1 protein-coding gene is annotated in these 505 nt (G+C 61.8%); it reads left to right on the top strand.

The window, feature by feature from the left end:
* Positions 1 to 55: 55 nt before the first annotated feature.
* Entirely contained in the window at positions 56 to 466 is a 411-nt protein-coding gene (locus Acy02nite_RS46280; RefSeq protein ID WP_203756882.1) for a DUF6188 family protein, read from the top strand.
* The last annotated feature ends 39 nt before the right edge of the window (positions 467 to 505 follow it).

Genomic DNA, 505 nt, shown 5'->3' with positions numbered 1-505 from the left:
TGGTCGCGTGTCACTTGCGCGGCGACGCGACTCCAGTCCAGGGCATGCTGGAACCGTGGACACCGTACGGCTATGGGCCGAGACCGAAGATGGCTGGCGCTTGGGACTTGAAGGCATGCGCGTGATTCAGCTGAGGGTCAGCTACCAGCTCGAACTGGTGCTTGATGGGGACGCCGAGGTCACTATTGAGGCGAAGGCAGTGCTCCGGCGGGGCGATCCAGCATCCTCGAAGGCTCAAGCCGTTAACCTGGATCCCGAGCAGCAGGTGGTTGCGCCGGCCTTGGCCGTATTCGGCGCCACGGTCACTTCGTCCGCGGTGTTGAGGACGGGCGTATTGGACCTGGCTTTTGACAACGGGCTCAGTCTCGCTGTGAACCCGGATGCCCAGTTCGAGGCCTGGCAAGTGAGAAAGTCCGCCGGTCTTCTTGTTTGTACGCCTGGAGGCGACATCGCGATTTGGTCGTAGCTGGCCGAAGCGTCACTGCAGGCTCACAACACATACTGA

It is taken from the genome of Actinoplanes cyaneus (assembly GCF_016862095.1).
GTDB classification, from domain to species: domain Bacteria; phylum Actinomycetota; class Actinomycetes; order Mycobacteriales; family Micromonosporaceae; genus Actinoplanes; species Actinoplanes cyaneus.
This window is presented reverse-complemented; position numbering and strand designations above follow the sequence as displayed.